The sequence below is a fragment of the Sagittula salina genome (genome assembly GCF_017813235.1).
GTDB lineage: Bacteria > Pseudomonadota > Alphaproteobacteria > Rhodobacterales > Rhodobacteraceae > Sagittula > Sagittula salina.
In genome coordinates, this window is the sequence record NZ_JAGISH010000013.1 from 68761 (window position 1) to 94027 (window position 25267).

Genomic DNA, 25267 nt, shown 5'->3' on the forward strand with positions numbered 1-25267 from the left:
GGATTTGGCAGATCGTGCCTGTTCGGACGCCGGTCCGTGACTGCGCCGTCCCCGTGCGCATTCACAGACCGGGCGGCTGGCCGGGGTCGCTGTCGCCGGGCAATTCCAGCGGCACGGCGCGGCAGATCTGCCTGAGCGCGCCGCGCAGGCCTTCCTCCAGCGTCGGGTGGTAGGTGGGGCGGGTCAGCAGGTCGGTGGCGGTTTGCCCGGCCTCCATCGCCCAGACCAGCAGGTGGCCCAGATGGTCGGCACCGGGGCAGAACAGATCCGCCCCGATCAGGCGCCCGTCGGGGGCGGCGGCATAGAGCCGGGCGAGGCCCCTGTTCCGCCCCTCGACCCGCGCGCGTCCCTGATTGCCGTAATCGGCGCTGCCGATCGCCGCGCTGTCGTCGGGGTCCTCGCCGATACTGACCAGCGGCGGATCGGTGAAGGTGATGGTAAAGGGGGTCTTGCGCCGCGATGGCACCACCGCGGGCCAGGCCACCGCGTTGCGCCCGGCGATGGCACCCTCGGCGCTGGCCTCGTGCAGGACGGGGCGCGCACCATTGGCGTCACCGGCCATGAAGATCGGCGCATCGCCGCATTGCATCGTCCGGGGATCGACCTCCGGCATGCCGTGGTCGTCGAGCCGCAGGCCCGTGGTCTCCAGCCCCAGCCCCGCCACGTTCGGAGGCCGCCCCGCGGCCACCAGCACCCGGTCGAAGGTCGCTTCGCCGTCTTCCCACGCGATGCGCTCCGCGCGGCCGTCTTTCGAAGGCTCCGGCGTGACGCCGAGGCGCAGGGTCATCTCCTCCGCCATGGCCTTCTTCAGCGTGGCGTGGATGCGGTCGCAGCGCACGCCGCCCAGCCGCGTGCCGCTGTCGAAAAGCGTCACCGAGACACCCAGCCGGGCCAGCGCCTGCGCCAGTTCCAGCCCGATCGCCCCGCCGCCGATCACCGCGAGGCTGCGCGGCAGGTCGGGCAGGTCGAAAAGCGTTTCGTTGGTCAGCGCGAGATCCCCCAGTGCGGCAAAGGGGCCGGGCACCATGGGCGCGGACCCGGTCGCGATCACCACGGCACGGGCCGTGACGACGCGCTCGTCGTCGAGGATCAGCCGCGCCTGCCCCCCGGAGAGTCTCCCGGCAAGCCCGTCAAAGCGCGCACGCGCCCGGATGCGGGTGCCCTCGGGCAGGGCGTCGAAATCCTTCCGCGTGGCGCTGACAAAACGGTCGCGTTCGCGCCTGAGCCGCGCCATCACTGCGGGGCCGTCGACCTCGACCGGCCCGGTGCGAATGCCAAAGAGATCGCTTTCCCGCGCCTGATGCGCCGCGCGGGCGGCGGCGATCAGCAGCTTGGAGGGCATGCAGCCCACGGTGGCGCAGGTGGTGCCGGCGAACTCGGGATCGATCAGCAGCGTCCTGGCGCCATGCTTGCGGGCGTTGCGCTCCGCGGCGAGCCCGGCGGTCCCCGCCCCGATCACCGCCACATCGCAGGTGAGACTTGTCATGATGCCCTTTCCGCCCGGTCGCCGGGGTCGCTGTCCGTTCTGGCATAACGGGCCAGCGCCCGGGTCGTTCCCCGTCATACCGGTCCCGTTTCTGACCCCAGACTTGGCAGATTTCCGGTTGCCCCGTCCGGCCCCTCTGCTACGGGAAGAGGGAAAACAAGCGAGGTGAAGCCCATGGAGATCGAGACGACTGCCCTCGACGGCGTGATGATCCTGACCCCGCGCCGCTTTGGCGATGCGCGCGGCTTCTTTTGCGAAAGCTGGAACCGGACCCGCATGGCGGAGGCGGGGCTGGACTATGACTTCGTGCAGGACAACCATTCCCTGTCGATGGCGCCGGGCACGCTGCGCGGTCTGCACTTCCAGCGGCCGCCGCATGCGCAGGCCAAGCTGGTACGCTGCGGACGCGGGCGGCTGTGGGACGTGGCGGTGGACATTCGCGTGGGGTCTCCGACCTACGGACAATGGGTGGGCGTGGAGCTCAGCTTCGAGAACGGCCGCCAGCTGATGATCCCGGCGGGTTTCCTGCACGGCTTCGTGACGCTCGAGCCGCAGACGGAGATCGTCTACAAATGCACCGACACCTATGCCCCCGATTGTGACGGGGCGGTGGCCTGGAACGACCCGGATCTGGCGATAGACTGGCCGCTGGCGGGGGCGCCGGTGCTGTCCGACAAGGACGCCGCCGCGCCCCGGTTGAAGGATATCGACAACCCTTTCAGTTGACCCGTTCGTGCAGGAGGGCTGAGGCCATGAAGATTCTCGTCACCGGCGGCGCCGGCTTCATCGGGTCCGCCGTGGTGCGTCGCGCCATCGCCGAGGGGCACGCGGTGGTGAACCTCGATGCGCTGACCTATGCGGCCTGTCTCGACAACGTGAAATCAGTCTCTGATGCGCCGGGATATGCCTTTGAACAGGTGGATATCCGCGACCGCGCCGGGCTCGACCGGATCTTTGCGGATCATCGGCCGGATGCGGTGATGCACCTCGCGGCCGAAAGCCACGTGGACCGCTCCATCGACGGGCCGGGCACCTTCATCGAAACCAACGTCATGGGCACCTTCCACCTGCTGGAGGCCGCGCGGGCCTACTGGCTGGCGCAGGGCAGACCGGAGGGCTTCCGGTTTCACCACATCTCCACCGACGAGGTGTTCGGGTCGCTGGGGGCGGAGGGCCAGTTCACCGAAACGACCCCCTACGACCCGCGCAGTCCCTATTCCGCCTCGAAAGCGTCCTCCGATCACCTCGTGCGGGCCTGGGCAGAGACCTACGGCCTGCCAGTGGTGCTGACCAACTGCTCGAACAACTACGGCCCCTTCCATTTCCCGGAAAAGCTCATCCCGGTGGTGATCCTGAACGCGCTGCACGGGCGGCCGATCCCGATCTATGGCGACGGGTCGAACGTGCGCGACTGGCTCTATGTGGAGGATCACGCGGAGGCGCTGCTGCTGGTGCTGCAAAAGGGCGCGTCGGGCCGCAGCTACAACATCGGCGGCGAGAACGAGCGTTCCAATCTCGACCTGGTGCGGACGATCTGCACGATCCTCGACCGGCTCGCCCCGGAACAGGCTCCGAAGGGTGGGTCCTACGCCGACCTCATCACCTTCGTCACCGACCGCCCCGGCCATGATGCCCGCTACGCCATCGACCCGACCCGCATCCGCGAGGAACTGGACTGGCGGCCGTCGGTGACGGTGGAGGAAGGGCTGGAAAAGACGGTACGCTGGTATCTCGACAACCGCGACTGGTGGCAGGCGCTGCTGGACCGCGAGGGTGTGGGAACGCGGCTGGGGGCCGGTTGACAGCGGCCCGGTTCCCTTAGCCGTGCGCATCCCTTATGCGGCAGGCCGCTGTGGCGGAAAACGGGGCGTCCATCGGAACCCATCCGCCGATGGCAGCGGCCCCCGCTGGCCTTTCTTCCCTGACCGTGCTGTGTCTCGGCCATGAACCGTCTTTCGCTCCTGATCGCCGTTTCCGTGACGGTCCTCGCACTTCTGCTTGCCGCGCTGACCCTCGGCCCGGGATTCCTGCCCGCGAAGACCGCAGGCGGGGACAAGCTCCAGCATGCCCTCGGGTTCGGGAGCCTCGTTGCGCCGGCTGCCCTGTTCCGCCCGCGCTGGCTGTGGACCCTTGTTCCGGCAGCGATGGCGTTCGGTGGGGTGATCGAACTGGTTCAGCCCTTCATCGGGCGTGATGGCGATCTCCTTGATTGGGTTGCGGATATCGCGGGGATCGTAAGCGTGGCTCTGGGCCTCTCCCTTGCAAGGGAGGTGGCCATTGCAGCGCGGCGGCGCCTGGCGTCCGTGCCAATAAGAAGGCCCCCGCTGGCCAAAGGGGTCGGGCCGCACCATTCGGGCAGCCCCTGAAAGAAACCCGATACCTTCAAGGTCCAAGGGGCAGACCCTGCGGTTTCCCCGCGCTGTGCCCTTTCCTTGCGCGGGGCTATTCGCTACCCCTGCCTGGAGATGGAACGGGGGGCAACATGATCCTGATCTTCGGACGGACGGGGCAGGTCGCCACGGAGCTTGCACGACAGGCGGATGTCATGGCCCTCGGTCGCGGCGAAGCGGATCTCATGCAGCCGGGCGCGGCGGAGGCGGTCATCGCGGCACAGAAGCCGGAAGTGGTCATCAACGCCAGCGCCTGGACCGCCGTCGACCGGGCCGAGGCAGAGGAGGCCGCGGCGCACCGGCTGAATGCCGACGCCCCCGCCGAGATGGCGCAGAGCTGTGCGCAACGGGGTATCCCCTTCCTGCATGTTTCCACCGACTATGTCTTTGACGGAACGGGGGCGGCGCCCTGGCGCGAAACAGACCCTGCTGCACCGCGAAACGCCTATGGCCGGACAAAACTGGCCGGGGAGGACGCGGTGCGGAAGGTCACTGAACAGTCCGGCGGAAATGCCCTGATCCTGCGTACTTCGTGGGTGTTTTCGGCGCATGGGGCGAACTTTGTAAAAACCATGCTGCGGCTGGCCCGGAGCCGCGATCACCTGACGGTGGTGGCCGACCAGATCGGCGGGCCGACCCCGGCGGATGCCATCGCCGCGACGCTGCTGGGCTGTGCCCGCGCCATGATGGACGGGCAAAGGGGCGGCACCTATCACTACGCGGGCGCCCCCGCGACCAGTTGGGCGGGTTTCGCGCGCGAAATCATGGCGCAGGCGGGGCAGGGCGTCACCGTGGAGGATATCCCCACCAGCGCCTATCCGACCCCGGCCGAGCGGCCGCTCAATTCCCGTCTGGATTGCGCCAGACTGGCGGCTGATTTCGGCATCGAACAACCTGCGTGGCAGGCCGGGCTGGCCCGCGTACTGAAGGAACTGGGCGCATGAACACCGCGGCACGCACATCGACCCGCAAGGGGATCATTCTGGCGGGCGGCTCGGGGACGCGGCTCTATCCCATCACCATGGGTGTCTCGAAACAGCTGCTGCCGGTCTATGACAAGCCGATGATCTACTATCCGCTGTCGGTGCTGATGCTGACCGGCATCCGCGAGATCGCCGTCATCACCACGCCGCAGGATCAGGACCAGTTCGTGCGCACGCTCGGGGACGGGTCGCAGTGGGGGCTGAGCCTCACCTATATCGAGCAGCCCTCGCCCGATGGGCTTGCGCAGGCCTACCTGCTGGCCGAAGCGTTCCTCGATGGCTGCCCCAGCGCCATGGTGCTGGGCGACAACATCTTCTTTGGCCACGGGCTGCCGGAACAGCTGCGCGCGGCGGATGCGCGAACCACGGGCGGCAGCGTCTTCGGCTACCGGGTGGCGGACCCGGAGCGCTACGGCGTGGTGGATTTCGCCCCCGACGGCACCGTGCGCCATATCGTCGAAAAGCCCGCCGTGGCGCCCTCGCCCTACGCGGTGACGGGGCTCTATTTCCTCGACGGCTCCGCGCCGGAGCGCGCGCGGGCGGTGACGCCTTCGGCGCGCGGCGAGCTGGAGATCGTGACGCTGCTGGAAAGCTACCTCGGAGAGGGGTTGCTGAACGTGCAGCAGATGGGGCGCGGCTATGCCTGGCTCGACACCGGCACGCATGGATCGCTGCTGGACGCGGGCAATTTCGTGCGCACCCTGTCGGAGCGGCAGGGCCAGCAGGTCGGCTGCCCCGAGGAAATCGCCTGGGAGAACGGCTGGATCGACCGGGCGCAACTGCTGGCGCGGGCCGAGATGTTCGCCAAGACGAGCTACGGCACCTACCTGAAGCGGCTGGCAGGCTGAGGCGCCAGCCGGAGGCGCAGATCACGACCGCCGCCAGAGGATGACTGGCACCGGGACGTCCCGCTGTCATCAGGTCGCAAGGCCATCCTCCATGCCTTTCCAAGGCACCCCGCGCAGTTGGGGAGGCGTCAGGAAGATCACCGTTCCGTCCGCCTGGGGAGCAAGAAAGCGGTGATTGGGGAGGCAATACTCTTCACGTTCATTGTCGGAAAACGGCGTGAGAGTCGGGATGACCTTGATGATCCGGGCCACCAGTTCGCCATGAATGGCCTCGCTCGTGGCCCGGTCCAGGATACGGCCCTCAATCTGCTCGGTGCGGGTTTCGAGAATGACGCGACCGAGGCCCGCCAGCGCGCCCATGGCGTCAAAGGGCAACTGGAATGAGACAGCGAGATCCCTGTTGTGATGAAAGATCGTATAGTATCCCAGTTCGCCGGCAAAGGGCGAGCATTTGAAACCTTCGTAACATCCGTATGCCTCCCAGACTTCGGCAATGGGGTCGTAGGTCAGGCTGGATACGAAATCATCAAGGTCGGTGAGAGCGGCTTCGCTCAGGAACTCTTCGAGATCGGCATTCATTTTCGGGTCTCCATGTTCGAGATTGTTGAAAAGAGATCGGACCGAGGGTCGCCAGTCGGAAACTGATATTTCCTCGGTGGGGCAGGGCGGCGCCTGGGCGTGATCCACCTCCGTTTTTCTCCGGGGGACGGCTCTGTCGCAGAGCCGCCCTTCCGGTGTGGAACGCTATAGGCTGTTCGTCTCTCTTCCGGTCGAATCCAGAAGGCACGACACGCAGGGCATCGAGACCTTTGCCAATTCTCGATCCTCGATGGTGGTGAAAAGCAGGAGCAGGTGCCGCCACATCCGCACAGTGGCCTGGAGGGCATCGTGCCGTGCGAGGGCCTGGTGATTGCTCGGGGCGCGGCGCAGAACGAGCCGGGCACGGCCATCGAGCCAGGCCTGCGTGCCAAACGGCATATGCTCTTTTTCGGGAAACTTGAGAACGCCGATCGCGTCGGGGAAGCAGAAGACGGAGTAAGTGTCGGTATCCTCGCTATCGCGCATGGTTTCGAAGATCTGGGCATTCACCGCGCTCAGGTAGTTCTGATCGCCTTGCAGAAGCATCTCGGCCATGGCCATGGCCTGTTTCTGGCTTTCGCCGAGCTCGTGGAACGCCGCGAGGTTCATTCCGGAGCCGTGGCGAATGACAAACTCGGTCTCATTTTCTCGGTAGGGGCCTTGGAAGGTATGCCGGACGTCTCGGCAGATCGCGATCACATCCCCCTCCTGCGCCGTGTCGAAGGAGACGAGGTGGCGGGCAAGAAATTCGGCAGTGTCAGGTACGTAAACCGCAGGTACGGCATAAGCGGGCCAGGTAAGCATCTTGAATCCTTATCAGGAGTGTTGCGTGAAGCGGGCGCTGCGTGGCGCCGAAAAGGAATTGGGTTCAGTTCCCTGAACGCCAAAATGCGGCGCTGAGCTGTTGGCCCCGCCGGGTCGTGCTGGTGCTTCGGGGCGCCCACGGGAAAAGGGGTAGTGGCCGTTTGCCGTGATGCCGGGGCAAAAGGGGCGATTGGACATGCGTGCCCGCTCGCATCGTGGCGTCCTGATCGCGACGGCAGAAGGCCGGTAGAGAGCGAGGCCTGACACTCTCGCCTGGCAGGGATCTTTGGTGTCACGCCGCCAAAAAGATCCTTTCACCGGTATGACCCCAATGTCCCGCTGAAGTTTTTCAGCGGCCGGCTTCGACCGATCTCCTCGCGACAGCACCCGAGGAGACTGCATGTCCACGCCCTTCCTGCCCCGCGATCATGCCGGCCGCTTCGCTGGCCACGGCGCTTTCACCATCGAGACGCCGCAACCCCCTACCCTCTTCACCCCACTGGGCGATGCCGAGGCCCGTTTGCGCTCCTCGGCTTTCGCTGCGGTCGACGTGCTGCTGGACAAGGCTGCCGTCGACGAGGCAGCGCCGATCCCCATTGCGCTTCTCGCGGCGAGCCCCGGAGCCGGCAAGAGCCGCGTCGCGCGGGAGGTGCTCGGGGAATGTGCAGGGCGGGAGGAAATCGCCTTTCACGCGCCAACCCTGTCACTTTCGGAAGAGGCGGCGGATCATGCACGCGAACTCGGCGGAACGGCTCATGTCATCCGTGGCCGGCTGGCCCCCGATCCGGAAGATCCGGCGCGAACGATGTGTCTCAAGCCGGAGCTTGTGCAACGCGGCTCCCGGCTGGGCCTGAACATCCGCAAGAGCTTCTGCGATGACGGTGCCGCGCGCTGCCCCCATGCCGACAGCTGCGCCTACATGCGCCAATTCCAGCCACCGGCCACGGCGGGGCACCGTTATCTCGCCACGAATTACCTTGGTATTCCCGAACCGGATTCCTACGCCCCAGTCCTGCGGGTGGTCGATGAAACCTTCTGGGCGCAGCAGGTGTCGTTCCCGACCGTCGACCTTGCCGACTTCAGGATGCCCCGAAGCTTTCTGAAGCATCGTGCAGGCCGGGGCCGCAAGGACGTCGGGCGTATTCAGGCGCATGCGGATTTACTGGTGGCGGCGCAGCAGGTGTCGACGGCCTTCGAGAGTGGGCGGTCGCCGTTGAGGCTGCCTTATTCGGTCGAGGATTTCCGGGAATTTGCCGCCCTGGAATACGGGGCCCAGGCGGAGACTCCCAGCCTCTCGCCGGATCAGGACATGACCCATCAACTGGCGGTTCTGACACAGGCCGAGGGCATCATCCGGCGCGCGTCCCGGTATGCCGCTGTCTGGACCTGCCTCGCAGACGCCAGGGAGCGGGGACGGGAAATCTGCGAACGGCTGCGTCTGGTCGAGGGTCTCAAGGGACCCGCCCTGCGGATTTGCCGAAAGCACCCGGTGCATCATCGTCAGCCGATGCTCGTGCTCGACGCCGATGCCGACGAGGAGATACTTGGCGCGCTTGATCTCGATGTCCTCCAGAGTGAACGGATGACGCTCCGACCGAATGCCGAAATCCTGCAAATTCATGACCGTCGCATGACTCATGGGAGCCTGCTGAACGGAACCGTGCTGAGGGAGAACTGGCGCCGGGTCATTCGTCGCGAGGTTCTGTTCGACCGGATGAAAGGGGGCGGCGGGGTTCTCGTCGGAGCCAGCCGGAAGGTGGTGCTTCGGTTCTTCAGGGATGCCGGATATGCGTTCGAGGGCAAGTCGGACGAGGAAATTTCCCGCTTCATGCTCGACACACCGCTGCACGGTGCGCATTGGCTGTGGTTCGGAGGCCGGGCGCTTGGCACCAATCGATACCGGGACTGTTCGACCGTGATCGTGATCGGTCGCGAGGAATTGCCTCTCGATACGCTGGAGGATTACGGGCGCGCCCTGTGGGGCGACCGGGCGGAAGCCGATCTTGCCTTTGTGCCTCCCGACGAAGGCGGCGCGGTCCGCATGCCGCAGGTGGCAGTGCCCTACGAGATGGCGGATGGCAGCGCGATGGCGGTGCATGTGCCCTGTCATCCTGACCCGCTGATCCGGCGGGTCCAGATACAGACCCGCGAATACGCCACCCGGCAACTTGTCGAGCGACTGCGGCTGGCGCGGTCGCCCCATCGCAAGCGGGTCGTTCTGGGCTGCAATATCCCCATTCCGGGACTGCCCGTCGACCAATTGCTCAGTTGGGATGCGTTTCTCCCGGCGCGTCATACCTCGGCCCTGGTGGATGGCTTGCTGGATGGGGGCGGGCTACGCCTCTCGAACAGGGGCCTTGTCGAAGACGCCGTCCGGATCTTTGCTTCGGAAGATGAGGCAAAGGGCTACCGGAAGCGGCAGGGGCTGAGTGTCTGCGATGTCGTTTCGGAACTTCCTCCGGATATCCGGGCCACGCTATGGAGTCTGACCCTGCGCCGTGACCAGCCATATGCGCGGGAAGAAAGCGCTTTGGTCGCGGCCGCGACGCCGGAAGAAGCCTGCGCGCACGCCGAGGTGAGGTGGGGGCCGCTGTCGCGCTGCGAGGCTCTGGGCGCCGCAACGCGTCCGTCCTCGGGCGGGCGAGTGCAAGCGGGCGTTTGCGCAGCCATGTGAAAAATGGCCAGACTGCCGACGTTTGGCTGGGGAAGTGCCGGCGGCTTTTGAGCGTGCCGGAGGCAGCCAAGGATTTGCCTCGAACCGGCACGCCGTCCGGGGACGCGCCGAAACGACCCGCTCTCACGCCCGGGAAACGCCATTTCCGCCCCTACAACGATGAACCGATCTCCCTCTCGCCATCAAGGAGATCGACCATGACATATGTTTTCCCCGACCGCTTCGACACCGCCCGGACCGTTCCCGCGGTATCGACATTGCAGCCTCCCGCGACCCTCGTGGACGGTCTCGACCAGCAGCGCCTCACGGTCTCGCCCACCCTCGAAAAAGCCCGCCGGAAGGCCCTTGGCCAGTTCATGACCCCAGGTGGCGTGGCGCGGACGATGGCCGGGATGGTCGATATGAATGTCGATGAGGTTCGCCTGCTCGACGCCGGTGCGGGAATGGGTGCCCTTGCCGCGGCCTTCGTCGAAGCGGCGGTTCGTGCGCCGACGCCGCCGAAAGTCATTGATGTCACGGCCTATGAGATCGATCCGGTTCTCTCTGCCATTCTGGAGCGAACCCTGTCGGACTGCGGAGAATTATGTGCGGCCGCAGGCATCGCCTTCAGCAGCCGTATCGTCCGCGCGGATTATATCCTGTCCTCGGGCGGGCAAGGCGGGGCAGTGACCCCGACCTACACCGCCGCCATCCTGAATCCGCCCTATGGGCAGATCTCTGCATCTTCCGCCCACCGTTGCGCTCTGAAGGCTCTCGGCGTTTCGGCCAGCAATCTCTACGCGGCTTTCGTATCGCTGGCCCTGACCCAACTGGCTCCCGGCGGGCAGTTGGTCGCCGTCACGCCGCGCTCCTTTTGCAACGGTCCCACGCACCGTGGCTACAGGGCCTTCCTGCTTGAGACAGCGGTCCTGGAGGCGTTGCAGTCCTATCAGTCGCGCCGCGGTGTCTTCCGGGAGGACGGGGTCCTGCAGGAGGTCGTGGTGATGAAGCTGCGCAAGGCGGGTGTGCAGGGGGCGGTGCTCCTCGGCTCCGATGATGGGGAAGCGCGCTCCGTTCCCGTCTCGGACATCGTGTGGTCAGGGGACGTGCAGCGCGTCATCCGGCTTCCCTTGGACCCGCAGCGTCCGGACCGGATCGTCGCCGCGCTGCCCTGCACCCTGCCGGACCTCGGCATTTCCGTCTCGACCGGCCGCGTCATCGAATACCGCGAGAGGGAACATCTGCGATCCGCGGGCGAGGCTGCGACGGTGCCGCTTCTCTACCCGCAGCACATGCGTGAAGCCCGAGTGGCCTGGCCGGTCGACGGGTTCCGGAAAAGCGACGCGCTGGCCGACATCGACGCGACCCGCAGCCTGATCATGCCGGCGGGTGCCTATGTCCTCGTAAAGCGCATCAGTGCCAAGGAAGATGCGCGGCGTATCCGGGCGACCCTCTATCAAGGGGGGCGCGCAGCCTTTGAAAATCATCTGAACGTATTTCATGCGGGGGGTATCGGACTGCCGGTTCCGCTGGCGCGGGGGCTGGTGGCCTATCTCAATTCGGAGGCTGTCGATGCCTTCATCCGTACGGTCTCGGGAACCACACAGATAAACGCGACGGATCTGCGCGCCCTGCCATATCCAGCAGTCCGGGAACTGCTCGAGTTGGGGGAGGAGACTTCCGGGTCGGTCGGTGGTGATTTTGAAAACGACGGGAAATTCCCTTGATCCCTTCCGAAGCACAATGTCGGAGGCCCGGAGTGGACGAGAAAATTACTGGCACACCCATGATCGAACACGACGTTGGAGTGCCACAGCTCCTCAGTCGCGCGCGTTTGATCAGACGCTGGCGCCATGGCTCGGACAGTTTCTTCTGGCGTGCGGAAGCCGATGGCTTGCTGGTTCCGATCCGGAAACGGCGCAAGGTGCGGTATCGCTGGCTGGACGTGTTTCGCTTCGAGGGCGGTCTGCCGCCGGCAGGGGGCGAGGAGGCTTACCGGGCCGATCTGATGACGCCGGAGGAGGTCGCGTTCCATGCCGAGTTGAGCAGGGACACGATCCTTGCCGAGGCGCGGCGCGGGTCTCTGCCTGCCCGGCGGGTGGGGATGCAATATCGCTTCGTTCCCGACGAGGTCGCTCGCTGGATAGCACAATGGCGCTGAGCCGCCGGACCCAGCCCCCTCAGGGGCCTTCTGAACAGTATTTCCCTTTGAAGTTAGTCGTTTGCAGGCTTTCGAATGAAACGCCCCAGGAACTTTACGGGCCAAATCTGCGCGGGCGTTTCGTTCATCTGCCGCTGAATGAACGGACTGCCGCGCCGATGAAAGGACAACTCCATGACTGAACGCAACAGCCCCATCGAGACCCTGCTCGATGTCTATTTCCTCCTGCCCTCGCTCTACAGCGAAAGCTCGGCAGAAGCTTATCAATCCGCGTTCCGGCGCGTCGAGCACCTGACCGGCAAGCGCCTGGGGCAACTTCCTGCGAATGTCGTGGATTGGGAACGCAGGGCCGCCGGAATTGTCTGGGCGGGGGAGTTCACCCGTGCCCGGACGCCGGAAGCCCGGCAGAGGGCCTTCGACGGCTTCGTTGGTCGGGTCTCGGCCGGCATTCGCAGGGCGCTGGAGACGGATAAACCGAGGCACGTCGATGCCGGAACCGAGGCCGCCTGGAGGCGGATCGGGAACTATGTGGCGGAAGCGGAGAATACCCTGGATGCCGATGGTGAGCAATTGCTGCCCAACCAGTCCACGCGCTCCATCGAGAACCTGCGGGCGCGGCTCGGCACGTTTCACCCCGTCGAGGTCGATACCGCCACCGCCACTGCGGCTCTTGCAAACATCCCTCCGGACAAGGTGGCGAGTTTCCGGCGTTCGATCCGGTTCTTCAATCGGTTGATCGGTGAACGCCAGCGCCATGGGGCCATCAGCACGCTTCTGCCGATGGGTCAGATTGGCCCCCTGCCAACCCTGCGCGATCGCCCCATGGACTGGACGCTCTGCACCGAGGCCTTCCGCTCCGATCTCGATCAGGTGATCGAGCGTTCGATCCGGGCGCCTCGTCGTCGGGATCGCTTTGGCGGACGGCTGGGCGCGGACCCGGTTGCCGACCGGCGACGGCAGACGCGTGGCCGCAGGCGCCCGATCCGGAACAAGGCCTCGCGGGTCAAGGCCCTGCGAAGCGCTTTATCATGGTTGGCGCGCAATGCCTTCGAGGACCGGGAACCGGTCTACGCGCTATCCTCGGCCATGGACCTCATCACGGAGAACCATGTCAAAGCGGCGGTGGAGCGGTTTGTCGCGCGGAGTGCAACCTCCGTGGGGCTGAAGGACGCAAAGGAAACCTCCTCGCTCTCCACCTGGCTTGCGGATCTCGGCATGATCGCCCAGCACAACGGTGCCGAAGAGGATCTCGTCTGGGCGATCGAGGATCTGCGGTTCGACCTCTGCGAGGAGCGCGATGCTGCGCGCGAGATGTCGGCAACACGCGAGGCCTTCATCAAGCTCATCGACCGCGATCCTGCGGTGGTGCGCGCGATCGTCACCGGTCCGCGCGTGCTCCTGGCGGAGGCACGGCGTCTTCTGGCACGTCAGACTCTCTCCACGCATCGGCGCACCGAGGCGCTGCACCTCTTCATGGCGGCAGCCATGCTGGCGGTTCAGCTTGCCCGCCCGCTTCGGACGCGGAACGTCCATGAGATGCTGTCGGAGGGCGACATGCCCGAACTGATCGCGCCGCGGCGCGAGCGGGCGTCGGCCTGGCTCGATATTGGCCGCAACCGGGTCAAGAACCGCAAGCCGCTCGAAGGGCGTATCCCTGATTGGCTCTGGACCGTGATCTCGGCCTGGATCGACGAGGGCCGGCCGGTCTGGCGGGACCGGTCTCTGCCCGAGGAGGGCCGCGAAGCCGATACCGGTGATGAGGCCGTCGAGACTCCGCGGCATTGCGCCAACGATCATCTCTTTCCCGCGCTTTCGGGAGCGGGGGCGGTCAGTCGGCAGCTGATTAACAAGGCGTGGAATCGCGGCATGGCCCGGCTCGGGATCACCGGTCTCACGCCGCACATGATGCGCCACGTGGCCGCCACGCTCTACCTCGCCAGAAACCCCGGTGATTACCCCGTGGTCGCAGCGTTGCTGGCGGACAGCCTCCGGACGGTCGAAACCTTTTACGCCCGTGGCGAAGGCCGGGCCGCGATGGACCTGTTTGCGCAGGTGCTGACCGAAATCGATCCCACGCTCAACCTGAAAGGGACTGCCTGATGCCGAAACCCAGACAACCCCGTAAAGCCCGGATCGCGACCCTCATAGCCCGCATGCCCAGCGTGCCGGCTGCTGTCGCGGCGCTCGCGGCGGCTGCGGCCGTGGATGGGCGGTTTACGTCACGAGGGGGCCCAACGGCGCTGGAGCGTTTCTATCGCCACATGATGGAAAAGGGCCGTGCGCCTCAGCAGGCCACATGCGAGGACTTCGCGGCGGTCACCACCAGTCGCACCGGCCTGATTGTCCTGATGAAAGCGCTCGAGGCGTTTGATCCCGACGTGCCGCTGGCACCGGCCCGGCCCCTGCGGCAGGAATGGGATCGAGCGCTGAACGCGCGTTATAATGCGAAGACGCCGAAAGCGCGCGTCTCGCTCCGTGTCGCGCTCGAGCCTGCCGACTGGCCGGCAGACTGGGCCATGGCAGAACCCCTCCTTGACCAACGGGTCCGGCGCAACGGACGGCGTTACCGGCCCCTTTCAGTCAAGGGGAGGGCGAGTATCATCCAGGCGGTGGGACTCTGCGCGGCGGCGCGGAACTGGGCCGCGGGGCAGGGGGTCCATCTGGCAGAGGCGTTCAGCCCCGATCTGGCCGAAGCCTTCCTGCGGTTCCTCTTCCGCACCGACAATGGCCGTGAGCCTGTCAGCATGCGCAGTGCGGCGGATTACTTTCAACGCGTCATTCTCTTTGCTCGCCGCGGCGGCCTTTTCACCGCAGAGGCCGAAGCACACTTCGCCGAAATCCACACCGCGCTTGCGTCGGAGGCAACCGACGAGACCCCAACCAAGCACGCGAAGATCCGCAGGTTTCTCGAAAGCCACGGTCTTGCCGATCTCCTGCACGCCGCCAACCGCTGCCTTGATGAGGCGGTCGATCTACCCGCGCATGGGGCCAAGGCCTTTCGCCTGCGCCGCAAGGCGGTGGTGTTCGCTTTGCTGCTGAACGGTGTCGATCGCCAGGGTGATCTTTCCACCTTCCGCATCGGTCGCGAGATCATGCGGCGTCCAGACGGGATCTGGACGGTAGATTTTCGACAGGCCAAGACCGGCGGGAAGAAGGCGCTCGGCCCCTATTGGCCGATTACCTCTCGTATCATCGATGCCCATGTTCTCGCCGGGCGACCCGACTGGCAGATGGGCGACAGGCTGCAGGAACTGGACGGTCTGAACCTGCTTGGCCTCGAGGACGGGGCGTTTGCCACCTATCATCCGGCGGCCCTTCTGCAGGAAGAGTTCGGGATCTCGGGGCACCTCGTGCGTAGCCTCGTCACGGATCTGGTCCGGACCCACAGCCCTGATGCCGCCTGGGCTGCCCAGGCACTGCTGGGCCACAAGTCGCGCTGGATGCATCAGACCTACCGGACCGATTTCCGGGACACTGCTGCTCTCGAAAAATATCATGCCACGATGGCAGAGATTGCGAGCGGTTCGTAGCAGGAGCGTATATCGCACCTGCGCAGAGCCGGGCGATATACGTCCGCCGATCGCATGCCCCTCAGAGCGCCCCTCGCGGAGGCGGAAGGCACAACTCAGGCTCCGGGCGCACGCCAATCCAGGCACCGATCATAGCGCGGTATTCCGGAATATTTTCTGGGGGCATTCTTCGCCCTCGGACGGCTGGGACAGGTCGATTTCGGCGGTGGTAGATCCGTTCCCGAGGTCGAGATGGAGGAGCGCGTCGTGGAAGAGGATCGATGTCGTGTAGCGCGGATTGCGAGCGTTCGCCCATGGGCCCCGGCGCGCAAAAAGGTCCTCAAGAAGTCGCAGGGCCTGCCGCCGCCGCTTGCCCCGCAGTGCCGTGTGCAGGACCGGGGGGAAGGCCGACTCGTGCCGCCAGCGGAATTCGACCGCACGGGGCGGCGTGAGGCCGGTAGGATCTGTTTCCGGATGATGAACGATCATGGCAACGAGATCTCCATCCATGGCTTGGGCGGGCGGGATTAGCTCGGGGGAAAGGGGCGCGCGCCCGGCACCGGACTCTTGGGGCACTTGGACCTGGGCAATCCGCTCGAGTTCTGTCTGAGCCTCGTAGAGCGCCACGATGTCGGATTTTGAGACCGACGGGTTGGCGGCCGCGCATTGCCGCACCTCGCTGAAGTCCAGTTGGCCGAAGCGGGTTTCCAGGTCTTGGGGAGTGATGCGCGCCGCCTTCACGAAAAGGTTCGACGCGGGGGCATAACCCCGCACGGAGTTCGCGTCTTCGGGTGGCGGCAGGAGCGCGCCGGCCCGGGCACCGACGCGACGGATCACGAGATCCGCCTCGGTCGCAGTGGCCACGAAACGGAAATCCGGATGCTCCGTCTTGCGGATGGATTTGGGGCGCGGGCCGCCTCCCCGGCGCCAGATCTGGAAGACCGCGTTGACTTCGTGAAGCGTCTCATCGACGCGGAACGCTTCGGCATGCAGCGGCTGTGCCCCGACCAGGTGGAAGTTTTCATCAAGCCGGTCCTGCATTGAGCCTTTGGTCAGCGAAGCCGGCATGATCATGGCGATGACCTCGGCAAATCCCGCGGCATGATTGAAGAAGGCAATCGCCTTGGAGGCGTTGCGCCCGAACGGAGGGTTGCCAACCACGGCAATGGTCCCGGAGGCATCGTCCGGTGCCCAGGTCAGGAAATCTTCGCTCGCGATGCCCGGGGCGGCAGGTGCGATATCGATGCCGAACCGCGGTTGCGGCAAGCGGTCGAGGAAGACTCCGTCGCCGGCCGAGGGTTCGACATAGAGGTCCGGTGAGAACGCAGGCAGGTATTCCGCGAGCAAGGCAACGCACATCGCGGCCGTGTCGGGGCGGGTATAGAACTGATCGAGCGAGGGAATGGTGGGCGTCGGGGTATGGGATGTCTGTGCCATGAAGGCCTCCTGTTTTGCGTGACAGGAGGGAATTCGGATCATCGGATTGCGACGCAAAAAGCCAAACGACCCGAAAAAGCGTTTTCTTTGAAAAAACTTTGGACGGCCCCGCTGGTCCCCGTTCTGTTTCCCTGATGCACGGGAAAGTCGTCAAAATGAGTGCGGGGATCACGCTGCGCCCCGGCATTCTCAGAATGGGTCGGGAGAAGGCCGCATCTTCCAGGACGCGGACCATATGGCATCGCTCCAAAGGTTGAAGGATGCGGCGCGAAGCTGAAGCGCGGTCCTCGGGTGAGACCGCGCTCCAGCCCCGGCCTGAAAGAAAGGAGAAAATCGGCAGGGGAATACACGCCTTCACGACCGAGGGCGTCTTGACCAGCACCTGTCGCTGGCGCCTCAGGAAAGGAACATCCCATGACCCTGATCACGCCCATATTGCCCGCCGACACCCCCCGGACTGCTGCCGAGGCTGCGCTTGCGCGCTATGTCCTGAACCAGGCGGACGCGCTTCTCTCCGCCTCCGCGCTTCTGGGCGGAGAGCCGGCGGAGCGGCGCACCGCCCGGCTCCTGCGGGATCTGCTGCATGCGCCCCGGCTGACCCGGCGCCTGCGCCGTGAGTTTGTCGATCTACACCGGCTGCTCTCGCTCGACGGGGTTGAAGACCCCGAGAGCCTCCAGGCTGGCTGCTTCGCGGCGATCGATCCTTCATCCCCGGTGGTCGAAGACATCTGCCTGCTTGCGGATGGCGTGCGCGCACATCTCGTGGCCCTCGCGGAAGCCGGGGAGGATGACCCTGCCTTATCGGCTCTGATGGCAGCCTGACCGGCCGCCGACCAGCCCCCGCTGCGTGGGGCTGTCTTGACGCGCCGAGATTGCGCGCCGGCCAGCACAGGAGACCAAAATGGCCAAGAACTCCAACGACGACTTCCGCTTTCGCGCTCAGGCGATCCTCGCAGTGCGCCATGCCCGCGCCCTTGCGGAGCAACTCACGAGTATGCCCGATGTGCCGATCGGAGACCTGCCCCGGTCATCTTTGAACGCAACGCTCCGGCGGCTCGAGACCGGAGAGGTCACCGAGGGCCGGGATCTCGTCGTGCTCGAAACATTGGAAGCCGGGTTCGCGGAGCGCATGGCGGCCGAGATTACCGGCAGCACTGTCGAAGCCCGGCACATCGGCTATGACGAAGATGGCGAGATCTGGGCTTGGGAAACGGTGCCGTCCTACAGCCCGCGTGGCGAGAAGGCTCGAGCCCTGCACAGTCAGCTCAAGCGGTTTCTCGAACTGCGGCAAGACCTCCTCGATCACAGCGCCGCAGAGCGCCTTGCCGCGCAACTGCTACGCTGACATCGATTTTCCCGGCGCCCATTCGAGGCGCCGGACTTGAGGGCCCACGCGGCCCGACGCTCCCGACCGGATCATCGGGGGGACGACGCGCCGACGAGCCATCCTTTTTGCTGCTCCACCCGACGCGTCGTACTCCTGGTTCTTCCGTCGGCGCCCCCACTCTGGGAAGTTAAAAGCGCCGTTCCATCTGAATCGGGTGAAGTGGGGGGCAAGGCGAAACGCCCATTCGGACTTTCTCCATGACCGGCCCTTGGTGGCGTGTTGATACGGCTTTCGCCTCCTCGCTCTCGGAGTAACACTGGTGCTTTGTCCCCGTCCCACGTCGGGCGGGTAGGGCAGTCCCGGATGTGGGTCGCCTTCACGGGTCCATCGCGGCCACCCAAGCCCCGGCCCCATTACGACAGCCTGCGCTGCTTCGCAGACCGGTTCCTCACTCGCAATTCTCAGCTAAATGACCCTCTCTGGTAATGCGAATTATGTTGTGGCGGCGCCTTCCCGCGCAGTCCCGGGCCGGGCGCCAATGCGGGGTCCGGCGCGGGTTCTCGACAGCGGCGCGGGCCGGGGATAGCAGGGGCCATTCCGTCTCCCGAGAGGCCGCCCGTCCATGCGCATCCGTCCCGCCCCCTGCGTGCCGTGCGGCCCTCCGGCATGAGGAGCCGCTTTCTCGCGGGAATTCTTTCGGTCGGGGGCTGGACGCTGGCCAGCCGCGTCGCGGGTTTCCTGCGCGACCTGTTGATCGCCGCCTTCCTCGGCACCGGGCCGGTGGCGCAGGCCTATCTCGTGGCCTTCAGCCTGCCCAACATGTTCCGCCGCTTCTTTGCCGAGGGTGCCTGCAACACCGCCTTCGTGCCGATGTTCGCGCGGCGACTGGAGACGGGGGACGACCCGCGCGGCTTTGCCGAGGCGGCCTTTTCCGGGCTTTTCACGGTGGTGCTGGCGGTTTCCCTGCTGGCGCATGTGGCGATGCCCTGGCTGGTGGCGCTGCAGGCCGGGGGGTTCATCGGCGATGCGCGCTTCGATCTCGCGGTGAGCTACGGGCGCATCTGCTTTCCCTACATCCTCTTCATCTCGCTCACCGCACTGCTCTCGGGGCTCCTGAACGCGGGCGGCCGCTTCGTCGCCGCGGCGGCCGCGCCGGTGCTGATGAACCTCGTGCTGATCGCCGCCATGCTGCTGGCGGCGCGCCGCGGCTGGGACATGGGGCTGGCGATGGCCTGGTCGACGCCGGTGGCGGGGATTGTGCAGCTCGTCATGGTCTGGGGGGCCGCGCGGCGCATGGGGTTTGCGCTGCGGCTGCGGGGGCCACGCTTCGGCCCGGACATGCGGCGCCTGCTGGCGGTGGCGGCGCCGGCGGTGCTGGCCGGGGGCGTGGTGCAGGTCAACCTGCTGGTCGGGCGGCAGGTGGGGTCCTTCTTCGACCACGGTATCGCCTGGCTGAGCAATGCCGACCGGCTTTATCAGCTGCCTCTGGGCGTGGTCGGCATCGCCATCGGCATCGTGCTGCTGCCGGAGATCGTCCGCCGCGAGAAGACCGGGGATGTGGCGGGCGCCCGCCATGCGACGAACCGCGCGGCGGAACTGGCGCTGCTGCTGACGCTGCCCGCCGCGGTGGCCCTGGTGGTCGCGGCAGAGCCGCTGATCTCCGTGCTTTTCCGGCGCGGCGCCTTTCTCGAGGCGGATGTGGGCCCAACGGCGCTGGCGCTGGCGATCTACGGTGTGGGCCTGCCCGCCTTCGTGCTGCAGAAGGTGCTGCAACCGCTCTACTTCGCGCGGGAAGACACGCGCGCGCCGCTGCGCTTCGCGCTCTGGTCCATGGCGGTCAACGCCGTCGTGGCGCTGGGGCTCGCCCCGGTGATCGGCTTCTCCGCCGCGGCCCTCGGCACCACGGTGGCGGGCTGGAGCATGGCGGCGCAGCTCTTCGCGGGCAGCCGCGGCCTCGGAGAGGCGGCGCGCCCCGACGCCCGCCTGCTGCGCGCCCTGCCCCGCATCCTTGTCGCCTCCGCCCTCATGGGCGTCGTGGTCTGGCTGGTGATGGCGGCGCTGCGGGATGCGCTCCAGGCTCCGGGCCTGCGCTATCTGGCGCTCATGGCGCTGGTGGGCGCGGGCAGCCTGACCTATGGACTCGCGGCCTGGGCGCTCGGGGTTCTTCGCCCGGCAAGGGCATCCTGAAAGGCCCTTCGACTCTGTGGGCGCAGGGGCTTGCAGGGGCTCCGTGTTGCTCCTGCCCCCGGACCGGCGTATCCTGTCGTATCTGGTCAAGGAGACACTGGTGGGGAACGCACCCGAACAGAACGCGGCCGCACCCGACCTGATCGGCTGCCCCATGTGCGACGAGGTCTATGCCGTGCGCCAGCCCCATGCCGGCGAGCGCGCCGTCTGCGACCACTGCGGCACCGTGCTGATCGCCACCCGCGAGGGCGCGGGCCTGCGTATCCTCGCGCTGTCGATCGCCGTTCTGGTGCTGGTCGTCGCGGCGAGCTTTCACCCTTTCCTGTCGATCAACGCCGCGGGGCTGGGCAACAAGGTCTCGCTGCTGGATGTGGCGACCTCCTTCCGGTCGGGGCTGCTGGTGCTGGTGTCGGTGGCGACGATCCTGCTGATCGTGGGCCTGCCCGCGCTGCGCGTGGCGGCGCTGATCTACGTCATCGGTCCCATCGAACTGGGCCGCCCGCCCGCGCCCCGCGCCCGCGAGGTCTTTCGCATGGCGCAGGCGCTGAAGCCGTGGTCCATGACGGAGGTCTTCTCCATCGGGTGCGCGGTGGCGCTGGTGAAGGTTTCCGACCTCGCACGGCTGGAGTTCGGCCCCGCCTTCTGGATGTTCGCCGCGCTGTCGGTGATCGTGGTGGTCTCCGACCGCTACCTGTGCAGCTGGTCGATCTGGGAGGCCATCGAGACCGCCGACCAGCGCCGGCCCGCCCCGCCGGAGTCTGAACCCGTGTCCGGGTCCGAGGGGAAACACGCATGACCACCGCGCGCGAAATGGGACTGGTGACCTGCACCAGCTGCGCCCGCGTCTGGCCCATGGGCCATGCGCGCTGCGACCGCTGCGGCCACGCCCTGCGCTCGCGCGATACCGGCAGCCTGCAACGGGTCTGGGCCTTCTGGTTCACCGGACTTCTGGCCTACATCCCCGCCAACCTCTATCCGATGCTGGTGACGCAGACGCTGACGGGCACCCAGTCCGGCACCATTGTCGGCGGTGCCATCCAGATCGCGCATCACGGCGAATGGGGCATCGCCGCCATCGTGCTGATCGCCTCCGTGGTGATCCCGGTGGCGAAGTTCGCGGCCATCGCCTATCTTGCGCTGTCGGTGCAGCGCGGGGCCGTGCATGGCCTGCGCCACAAGCAGCACCTCTATGAAATCGTCGAATTCATCGGCCGCTGGTCGATGATCGACGTCTTTGTCGTCGCAATCCTCAGTGCATTGGTGCAACTGTCGGTGATTGCTTCCATCCACCCCGGTCCAGCGGCGCTGACATTCGCGCTGTCCGTGATATTCACCATGCTGTCCGCCCGATCCTTCGATACGCGACTGATCTGGGACGCCCGCACTGCCATCTCTCCAGGACCTCCCAGCCCTTCAGGACATCAATGACCGATCCCACCTCCCGACCCGGCGACATGCCCCGGGCCGTTCCCATCGAAAATACCAAGCGCAGCGGCTTCTCCGGCCTTTCGCTGATCTGGCTGATTCCGATCCTCGCGATCGTCGCCGCGCTCGGCGTGGCATGGGACAACTGGTCCAGCCGCGGCCCGCTGATCGAGGTGACCTTTGGCCAGGCCGACGGCGTGCGCCCGCAGGAAACCGAACTGCGCTACCGCGACATTCCCGTCGGGCTGGTGGAGGACGTGAGCTTCTCGCACGATCTGGGAAAAGTCGTGGTGGGCATCCGCGTCGACAAGGACATCGCGGAATACGTCGATGCCGAATCCGGGTTCTGGATCGTGCGGCCGCAGGTGACGGCGCAGGGGATCACCGGGCTCGATACGGTGCTGTCGGGCGTCTACATCGCGGGCGCCTGGGACGGCACCCCGGGCGCGGCGCAGGCGCGGTTCGACGGCGCCGAGGACGCGCCGCTGATGGCGCTGAACGAAAAGGGGTCCACCATCCTGCTGCGCTCGGAAAGCGGGCTGCCCTCCGAGGGCACGCCGATCTTCTATCGTGGTGTGCAGGTGGGCCGGATGGGTCCGGCGGAGGTTTCCGAGGACGGGCTTCAGGTGCTGGCCGAGGCGGTCATCCTCGACCCCTATACCCGGCTGGTCAGTTCCTCGACGCGGTTCTGGGACACCTCCGGCTTCAGCTTCAAGCTCGGCAGCCAGGGCGCCAGCCTCGATTTCACCTCGCTGGCCTCGCTGATCTCCGGCGGCGTCGCCTTCGAGACGATGGCCTCCGGCGGCACGCCGCTGGCGCAGGGGGCGGAGTTCACCCTGCACCCCGACGAGGAAACCGCGCGCGAGGACTTCTTCCTCGAGGGTGACGGCGGCAGCGTCGGGCTGATGATGGTCTTCGACGAGAACCTCGCAGGGCTGGCGGCGGGCGCCCCCGTCACCCTGGGCGGGCTGAAACTGGGCGAGGTCGAGACGATCTCCGGCGTGGTGGACCCCGACCGCTTTGGCGACAGCGAAGTGCGGCTCGTGGCGCTTCTGAAGGTCAATCCCAGCCGCATCGGGCTGGGCCGCGACACGGTCGATGACACGGGTGCCGACACGGTGGATGGCGCGGGCGACGCGGCGTTCCTCGAGTATCTGCAGGCGCGCATCGACGAAGGACTGCGCGGCCAGCTGGCCAATGCCTCCATCCTGACCGGCGGGCTGAAGATCGACCTCGTGATCGACCCGGAGGCCGCGCCCGCCACCCTCGCGCTGGAGGGCGACCCCTACCCGCTGGTGCCAACGACGAAATCCGACGTCACCAACGTGGCGGCAAGCGCGCAGGGCCTGATCCAGCGCGTCGATGCGCTGCCCGTCGAGGAAGTCATGCAGGGTGTCATCGACACGCTGGCCGACATCCGCGCGGTGGTGGGCTCCGAAGGCGTGCAGCAGGCGCCCGATGCGCTGATCGCCACGCTGGACTCGATCCGCAGCGTGGCCGAAAGCGAGGAGGTCGCCGCCCTGCCCGGACAGGTCGGCGCGCTGGCCGACAACCTCACGCAGGCCTCCGACACGCTGAACACGCTTCTGGGCGAGGTGCGGGACGAGGCCGTGGTGGCCGCCGTCTCCGAACTGATTGCCTCGCTCGACGAGACCGCGAAGGGCCTGCCGGCGCTGGCCGATCAGGCGGGCGCGGTGCTGGCCAAGGCCGAGGCCCTGCCGCTGGAGGACATCGCGGGGCAGGTTTCCGCGCTGCTCTCGGACGAGGACCTGACCGCCCTGCCCGGCGAGGTCCGCGCCACGGTGGAAGGCCTGCGCGGCATGGTCGAAAGCCCCGAGTTCGCCGCCCTGCCGGGGCAGGTGGGCACGCTCACCGAGGGGCTGAACGAGGCCTCCGCCAAGCTCAACACCCTGCTGGGGCAGGTGCAGGACGAAGCCGTGGTAAAGGCCGTTTCCGATCTCATCGCCTCTCTGGATGAGACCGCCCAGGGTCTGCCCGGTCTCAGCGATCGTGCCGGTGCCATTCTGGACAAGGCGCAGGCGCTGCCGCTGGAGGATATCACCGCCCGCGTCACGGCCGTGCTGGACGAGGTCGACGTGATCCTGACCGACCCGGAGCTGAAGGCCCTGCCCGCCGATGCCCGCGCCACGCTGACCGGCCTGCGCCAGATCCTCGACAGCCCGGAAATCGCCGCCCTGCCGGGGCAGGTGGGCGATCTGGCGACGGGGCTGACGGAGGCCTCCGACAAGCTCAACGCGCTTCTCGAGGAGGCGCAGCAGCAGGCGCTGGTCACGCAGGTGACCGAGCTGGTCGCCAGCCTCTCGACCACCGCCGACAAGCTGCCCGGCATCGCCGACCAGGCCAGCGCGGTGCTGTCGGATGCCGAACGGCTTTCGCTCGACGAACTGGCGGATCAGGCACGCAGCCTGCTCGACAGCGTCGAGGCGCTGGTCGACCAGGACAGCACGCGGCAGCTTCCGGCGGAGGTCAACGCCGCCCTCTCCGAACTGCGCCTGACGCTGGAAGAACTGCGCCGCGGCGGCGTGGTGGCCAATGCCAACGCCATGCTTGCCTCTGCCCGCGAGGCCGCCGAGGCCGTGGCCGAGGCCAGCCGGTCCCTGCCCGACCTGTCGAGCCGCCTGCGGCTGGTGGCCGATCAGGCCGGGATCACGATCTCCGGCTACGGCACGCAGTCGCAGTTCGGCCGCGAGCTTTCCGACGCCATTCGCCAGATCGACGCGGCGGCGCAGTCCATCGACCGCCTCGCGCGCCAGATCTCGCGCAATCCCAATTCCCTGATCACGGGACGTTGACCATGAAGAGATTTCTGATTTCCCTCGCCCTGCCCCTCCCTCTGGCCCTTGGCCTGGTGGCCTGCGGCGCCACCGAACCACGCTTCGATGCGCCCCCGGTGGCGGGTTTCGACACGGTCGCCAGCCGCTACGGCCGCATCGAGGTGGTCACTGTCACCCTGCCGGTCTACGGCCAGGGCGAGGAAATCCATGCAAGGGACAAGACCGGCGCGATCCTGCCGCTGGGGCCGCTCTGGGCCGATGAGCCGGGGCGCGAGGTGACGCTGCAGATCGCGCGCGACCTCGACGCGATCACGGGGCGGCTGGTGGCGCCCGAGCCCTGGCCCTTCCGCGACTATCCAGACGTGAAGGTGGACGTGCGGCTGCAGGATTTCTATGCCACGGAACGCGGCACCTTCCGACTGGCGGGGCAGGTCTTTGTCGCGCCCGAAGAGGGCGGACCGGACCGGGCGAAAACCTTCGAGATCGAGACCGCCATCCCGGTCACGAAGCCGGGCGCGAAGCCCGGCCCGGCGCAGATTGCCGCCGCGCGCACGGCCGCCGTGTCGCAGCTGTCGGTCTTCATCGCGCAGAACGGGCTGCGGTAAGGCTTCTGTCCGGATCATGGGATTTCGCCTGCGCATGCTGCGCAGGCGACCCGGGGGGGGGGGGGGGGGGGGGGGGGG

General features: G+C 66.8%; 21 protein-coding genes. 17 read left to right on the plus strand and 4 right to left on the minus strand.

From position 1 onward, the window contains the following. Positions 1-61 precede the first annotated feature (61 nt). Entirely contained in the window at positions 62-1486 is a 1425-nt protein-coding gene (locus J5474_RS18695) for a dihydrolipoyl dehydrogenase (RefSeq protein ID WP_209362924.1), read from the minus strand. Positions 1487-1660: 174 nt separating this feature from the next. On the opposite strand from J5474_RS18695, the gene rfbC reads away from it, so the two are divergent. The 5 genes from rfbC (at position 1661) to rfbA (ending at position 5707) form a co-directional block, all read left to right on the plus strand. Beyond that, positions 1661-2212 carry a dTDP-4-dehydrorhamnose 3,5-epimerase gene (gene rfbC, locus J5474_RS18700; protein ID WP_209362925.1) on the plus strand — a complete coding sequence of 184 codons (552 nt, stop codon included), beginning with the start codon at positions 1661-1663 and terminating at the stop codon, positions 2210-2212. A 26-nt stretch (positions 2213-2238) separates the two neighbouring features. After that, positions 2239-3288, plus strand: coding sequence for a dTDP-glucose 4,6-dehydratase (rfbB, locus tag J5474_RS18705; protein ID WP_209362926.1), 1050 nt, complete (start codon positions 2239-2241; stop codon positions 3286-3288). Between the two features lie 141 nt (positions 3289-3429). Then, complete coding sequence (locus tag J5474_RS18710) at positions 3430-3852, plus strand: VanZ family protein (RefSeq protein ID WP_209362927.1); 423 nt, start codon at positions 3430-3432, stop codon at positions 3850-3852. A gap of 116 nt (positions 3853-3968) precedes the next feature. Next, the gene (gene rfbD / locus J5474_RS18715; protein WP_209362928.1) at positions 3969-4820 is read left to right on the plus strand and encodes a dTDP-4-dehydrorhamnose reductase; all 852 of its coding nucleotides are present in this window, start codon (positions 3969-3971) and stop codon (positions 4818-4820) included. After that, positions 4817-5707 carry a glucose-1-phosphate thymidylyltransferase RfbA gene (rfbA, locus tag J5474_RS18720; RefSeq protein WP_209362929.1) on the plus strand — a complete coding sequence of 297 codons (891 nt, stop codon included), beginning with the start codon at positions 4817-4819 and terminating at the stop codon, positions 5705-5707. Before rfbD ends, rfbA begins: the two co-directional genes overlap by 4 nt. 69 nt (positions 5708-5776) lie before the next feature. On the opposite strand, the gene J5474_RS18725 is transcribed toward rfbA, so the two are convergent. Beyond that, positions 5777-6394 carry a hypothetical protein gene (locus J5474_RS18725; RefSeq protein ID WP_209362930.1) on the minus strand — a complete coding sequence of 206 codons (618 nt, stop codon included), beginning with the start codon at positions 6392-6394 and terminating at the stop codon, positions 5777-5779. Positions 6395-6451: 57 nt separating this feature from the next. Continuing rightward, positions 6452-7090, minus strand: coding sequence for a hypothetical protein (locus J5474_RS18730; RefSeq protein ID WP_209362932.1), 639 nt, complete (start codon positions 7088-7090; stop codon positions 6452-6454). A gap of 400 nt (positions 7091-7490) precedes the next feature. Here J5474_RS18730 and J5474_RS18735 point away from each other — a divergent pair, with 400 nt between their 5' ends. From J5474_RS18735 to J5474_RS18755, 5 genes are all read left to right on the plus strand, one after another. Further along, positions 7491-9764, plus strand: coding sequence for a hypothetical protein (locus J5474_RS18735; RefSeq protein ID WP_209362933.1), 2274 nt, complete (start codon positions 7491-7493; stop codon positions 9762-9764). Then, complete coding sequence (locus tag J5474_RS18740; protein ID WP_209362934.1) at positions 9749-11470, plus strand: Eco57I restriction-modification methylase domain-containing protein; 1722 nt, start codon at positions 9749-9751, stop codon at positions 11468-11470. Before J5474_RS18735 ends, J5474_RS18740 begins: the two co-directional genes overlap by 16 nt. A 32-nt stretch (positions 11471-11502) precedes the next feature. Continuing rightward, positions 11503-11904 (plus strand): helix-turn-helix domain-containing protein, encoded by a 402-nt coding sequence (locus tag J5474_RS23180; RefSeq protein ID WP_209362935.1) that lies wholly within the window; start codon positions 11503-11505, stop codon positions 11902-11904. A gap of 174 nt (positions 11905-12078) precedes the next feature. Next, on the plus strand, positions 12079-14004 hold the full coding sequence (locus J5474_RS18750; protein WP_209362936.1) for a hypothetical protein: 1926 nt from the start codon (positions 12079-12081) through the stop codon (positions 14002-14004). Continuing rightward, positions 14004-15434: a hypothetical protein gene (locus tag J5474_RS18755; RefSeq protein WP_209362937.1), complete on the plus strand. Its 1431-nt coding sequence runs from the start codon at positions 14004-14006 to the stop codon at positions 15432-15434. Before J5474_RS18750 ends, J5474_RS18755 begins: the two co-directional genes overlap by 1 nt. 129 nt (positions 15435-15563) lie before the next feature. On the opposite strand, the gene J5474_RS18760 is transcribed toward J5474_RS18755, so the two are convergent. After that, on the minus strand, positions 15564-16850 hold the full coding sequence (locus tag J5474_RS18760; RefSeq protein WP_209362939.1) for a hypothetical protein: 1287 nt from the start codon (positions 16848-16850) through the stop codon (positions 15564-15566). Positions 16851-17264: 414 nt separating this feature from the next. Between J5474_RS18760 and J5474_RS18765 the strand changes: the two genes are divergently transcribed. The 7 genes from J5474_RS18765 to J5474_RS18795 all read left to right on the plus strand — a co-directional run bounded on the left by J5474_RS18765 (position 17265) and on the right by J5474_RS18795 (position 25189). After that, a complete protein-coding gene (locus J5474_RS18765) occupies positions 17265-17672 on the plus strand; it encodes a hypothetical protein (RefSeq protein WP_209362941.1) in 408 nt (135 codons plus the stop codon). A gap of 79 nt (positions 17673-17751) precedes the next feature. Further along, entirely contained in the window at positions 17752-18195 is a 444-nt protein-coding gene (locus J5474_RS18770) for a hypothetical protein (protein WP_209362943.1), read from the plus strand. Positions 18196-18843: 648 nt separating this feature from the next. Further along, positions 18844-20364, plus strand: a complete 1521-nt coding sequence (gene murJ / locus J5474_RS18775) for a murein biosynthesis integral membrane protein MurJ (RefSeq protein WP_209362945.1) — start codon at positions 18844-18846, stop codon at positions 20362-20364. Between the two features lie 46 nt (positions 20365-20410). Continuing rightward, entirely contained in the window at positions 20411-21160 is a 750-nt protein-coding gene (locus J5474_RS18780; RefSeq protein WP_245216579.1) for a paraquat-inducible protein A, read from the plus strand. Then, positions 21157-21792: a paraquat-inducible protein A gene (locus J5474_RS18785; protein ID WP_245216580.1), complete on the plus strand. Its 636-nt coding sequence runs from the start codon at positions 21157-21159 to the stop codon at positions 21790-21792. The genes J5474_RS18780 and J5474_RS18785 overlap by 4 nt, the downstream gene beginning before the upstream one ends. Beyond that, positions 21789-24602, plus strand: coding sequence for an MlaD family protein (locus J5474_RS18790; protein ID WP_209362947.1), 2814 nt, complete (start codon positions 21789-21791; stop codon positions 24600-24602). The genes J5474_RS18785 and J5474_RS18790 overlap by 4 nt, the downstream gene beginning before the upstream one ends. A gap of 2 nt (positions 24603-24604) precedes the next feature. Next, a complete protein-coding gene (locus J5474_RS18795; RefSeq protein WP_209362950.1) occupies positions 24605-25189 on the plus strand; it encodes a PqiC family protein in 585 nt (194 codons plus the stop codon). Positions 25190-25267: the final 78 nt, after the last annotated feature.